Raw genomic sequence first — 3,229 nt, 5'->3', positions numbered from 1 at the left:
CCATGTGCGGATACGACCGATATACGTGGCTCCGAAGCCAAAAGAATATGCGGTAAATCGGCAATACTTAAAGGATGCGTCATTTTTTTAAATGACCGCCTTTAGGGAAAGTATTGCCGAAACTCTCTCAACCGTTCACCAAAGCCAAAGCACGAAGTGCGACGCTTTGGTAACGAGTTGAGAAGTTGAGAGCATGTGCTTTTGCTTTTATAGGCTTTTATATTTTTATAGAAGAGTTTTTGAGAAGCTTGTTCTGCTTAGGCTATTATTAAAATCCAATTCTGTTTGTATTAATAATAATATTATTAGAATATTTTCCTCTGACATCATCGCAAACAGTTGTATAGCTATAATATTCATAGGTTTTTAGAGTACCAATAATATAGCCTCTTTGAAAAATAGGTTCCCATTGATTAGTAAATGGACTCAAGAAAAGACCTTGTGAACATTCAATCGCTAAATTATTTTTCACTACATTATTTTTAGGATTTGAGTGAACTTCTTTTATAGAAAAATACCTAATATTAGGGTTATTTTTTTCTTTTTTGATTGAGTTTGTGTCTACATATAATTTAGATATTTCGCCTTTGTCTTTATTTGTAATAAATGCATCAGCTAGTTCCCATTTTGGTTGTGCGTTAGAGATTATTGGTAAAAATAGGGTAAATCCTAATATTAGTTTTTTCATTAAAGAACCTGTGAAATATCATAATTTTGCTGAGTGTTTAGCTTAGCTTATTGAGTTTGTATTTTCTATTTCTTACGTTGATTTAAGGTTTCTTGTCCTAAGTCTTTCCAAATTTGCCATTTCATGTCATTAGGATCAATTTCAGCAGTTTTAAGCAGAATTCCAAGTAATTCAGCTGGGTCACGTTGATCAAGGTTAGCAATCTCAAAAAGTGCGCCTAATTGAATAAGGTGCCGTGTACGAGCCTTGCGTTCAGCTTCTTTTTCCGCATTCAATAATTTTCTAACTGCTATTTTTTGCTTATTCGCCCGATCTATGGCTTTTTCAGCTTTGATCAAAGCATTCAGTTTTTTCTCTTGATCGGGTGTACGGTATTGGATTTGAGCTAATTCCAATAAAAGTCTTTGAGCATCACTCGGATTCTTTAAAGCAGAAATATAGGTGATTTTTTCAGATAGCCAATCATTATTCATATTCAATTCCATTAATTCAGATACCGCAAAAGTACAGGCTCAATACTCAAAGAACGATAACAAAAAATTTACGTTCGAGTAACATAATTTTGTTAAAGTCGTTCTAGAGATTGTCGCCTGCACTTCCATCAAAAATTTGATGGCGCGCTTAGACGTTTCTCAATTTCATTGAGAAACCTAAGCACGTTAGGGACTTCATCCCTAAAACCCTGAAACTTCTTTTTTTCATTCAATTTTTAATTGAATGAAAAAAAGAAGTACCAAAAAAGCTTCAAGGAAAATTTATGGCAATTGCTCGATTGAGTGTTAAAGTTGGTAAAGCAGGAAAGGCAGCACCACATGCCGAATATATTGATCGGGATGAAGAAAAGAAGCTGAAACAGGAACAGGCAGAAACTGACCTTGAACATAGTGCCTATGGAAATATGCCGAAATGGGCTGAACATAATCCAATTACTTTTTGGGAAGCAGCCGACCTTTACGAGCGCAAAAATGGCAGTACCTATCGAGAATATGAAATTGCCCTACCTAGAGAGATGAATGCCGAGCAACGCCTAGAACTGGTTGAGGACTTCATTCAGTCCGAGATCGGCTCAAAATATCCATATCAGTTTGCGATTCATAACCCTAAAGCAATGGACGGCAACGATCAGCCCCACGTCCACCTCATGTTTAATGAACGTCTGCAAGATGGAATCGAACGAGATCCGGAGCAGTATTTCAAACGCTATAACAGCAAAAATCCTGAACGTGGCGGAGCTAAAAAAGACAATACAGGTAAGAGTTACCAGGAACGAAAAACCGATATTAAAGACCTACGCCAAAGATGGGCAGATTTATGCAATAGCCATTTAGAAAAACACCAAATTGACAGCCGTATTGATATGCGAAGCTACAAAGAGCAAGGCATAGAGAAAGAACCCGAAAAGAAACTATTACCAAGTCAAGCCAAAGACCCTGAAATCAGGGAAGCCCTGCAACAGTCACGAACAGCCTGCAAAGAGCTTGAAAGACTTGATTTAGGCGATCCGAAAAAAGATCTGAAAGACCTCAAAGACAGCCCAATTTCAGACAAAGAAATTAAACAGGGGATTGAGAGCTTTAAGGCTGATTTTGACAGCTTCAAACAGCTTGCCTTAGAGCAGTACAAAGAACAGCAGAAATTAGAACGAGAGCAACAGAAAACCATGAGTTATAAGGGGATGAGCCGATGACACCTGATGAAAAAAAGTTATATGCACTGATGGCAGTTGCAGAACAACAGCAGAACCTCGTCAACCAGGCTGTTAAAGAGCTTCAAATCACCGAAGAACGCATTCAAAAGGTCATCGCAGGGCAAACCCATAGTACCGTATCAAAATCGCTAAATACGGGCTTACAGGAGGGTACAGCGGAGCTTATTAAGACCGCTAAAGCACTTGGACGCTTGAATAATTCAATTGAATCAGCCAGTGATCAGTTGTCATGGAAGCTTATTGCCATTGTTCTAGGCATCTTTGCCATTTTGATACTGGCCATGACTTGGTTATTTAGTGTTTATATCAAACCTTTAGGCAATATCCCGCAGATCGAGAGCCTAAGACAGCAGGGAATTCAGTTTGATATTGGAAGCTGTAAAGTTGATGGAGAATCTAAAACTTGCGTTCGAGTGATGAAAAAGCAGTGCGGATATGGGAAAAATGCCGATTTTTGCGTCATAGACCCAAAATAATAGATACTTGAAAAAGAAAAAGCCCATTCAGTATTGAAACTAAATGGGCTTTCGCTTTATATTCAGCGGTACGCAGTTATTTGATGCTACAACATCGAATAACGAAGATCATAAGGTTTGGCGACCGTTATGATTTCACACTAAGGCTTGTACCTGAACTCTATTTTCACAACAAACAGTGTTTAGATCAAGTCTCAAAATGATAAGTCTTCGTTAATACGTGTTTTTATTCATCAAATAAGCATCATAGATCGAGCTTTGCCTGCTCCTGCGTGTCCGTTTTACGGATTGGCATGCGTTGCATGTGGAGGGAATAAGTGTCACTGGTGCAACGTAGCGATAGTCGAAAGGCTAAAC

4 protein-coding genes are annotated in these 3,229 nt (G+C 38.2%); 2 read left to right on the top strand and 2 right to left on the bottom strand.

Annotation, left to right across the window (positions count from 1 at the left end; all coding sequences use genetic code 11):
* Nucleotides 1–268 precede the first annotated feature (268 nt).
* Both GW12_RS01280 and GW12_RS01275 read right to left on the bottom strand, forming a co-directional pair.
* Entirely contained in the window at nt 269–688 is a 420-nt protein-coding gene (locus GW12_RS01280; protein ID WP_034582402.1) for a hypothetical protein, read from the bottom strand.
* A gap of 65 nt (nt 689–753) precedes the next feature.
* The gene (locus tag GW12_RS01275) at nt 754–1,161 is read right to left on the bottom strand and encodes a conjugal transfer protein TraD (RefSeq protein WP_034582401.1); all 408 of its coding nucleotides are present in this window, start codon (nt 1,159–1,161) and stop codon (nt 754–756) included.
* 284 nt (nt 1,162–1,445) lie between these two features.
* Between GW12_RS01275 and GW12_RS01270 the strand changes: the two genes are divergently transcribed.
* The gene (locus GW12_RS01270; RefSeq protein ID WP_034582398.1) at nt 1,446–2,375 is read left to right on the top strand and encodes a MobA/MobL family protein; all 930 of its coding nucleotides are present in this window, start codon (nt 1,446–1,448) and stop codon (nt 2,373–2,375) included.
* Nucleotides 2,372–2,872, top strand: a complete 501-nt coding sequence (locus tag GW12_RS01265) for a hypothetical protein (RefSeq protein ID WP_034582395.1) — start codon at nt 2,372–2,374, stop codon at nt 2,870–2,872. Before GW12_RS01270 ends, GW12_RS01265 begins: the two co-directional genes overlap by 4 nt.
* Nucleotides 2,873–3,229 lie beyond the last annotated feature (357 nt).

The sequence above is a fragment of the Acinetobacter sp. HR7 genome (assembly GCF_000773685.1).
Classification (GTDB): Bacteria; Pseudomonadota; Gammaproteobacteria; order Pseudomonadales; family Moraxellaceae; genus Acinetobacter; species Acinetobacter thermotolerans.
The sequence above is the reverse complement of the archived record's forward strand: the minus strand, read 5'-3'. Positions and strand labels throughout refer to the sequence as shown.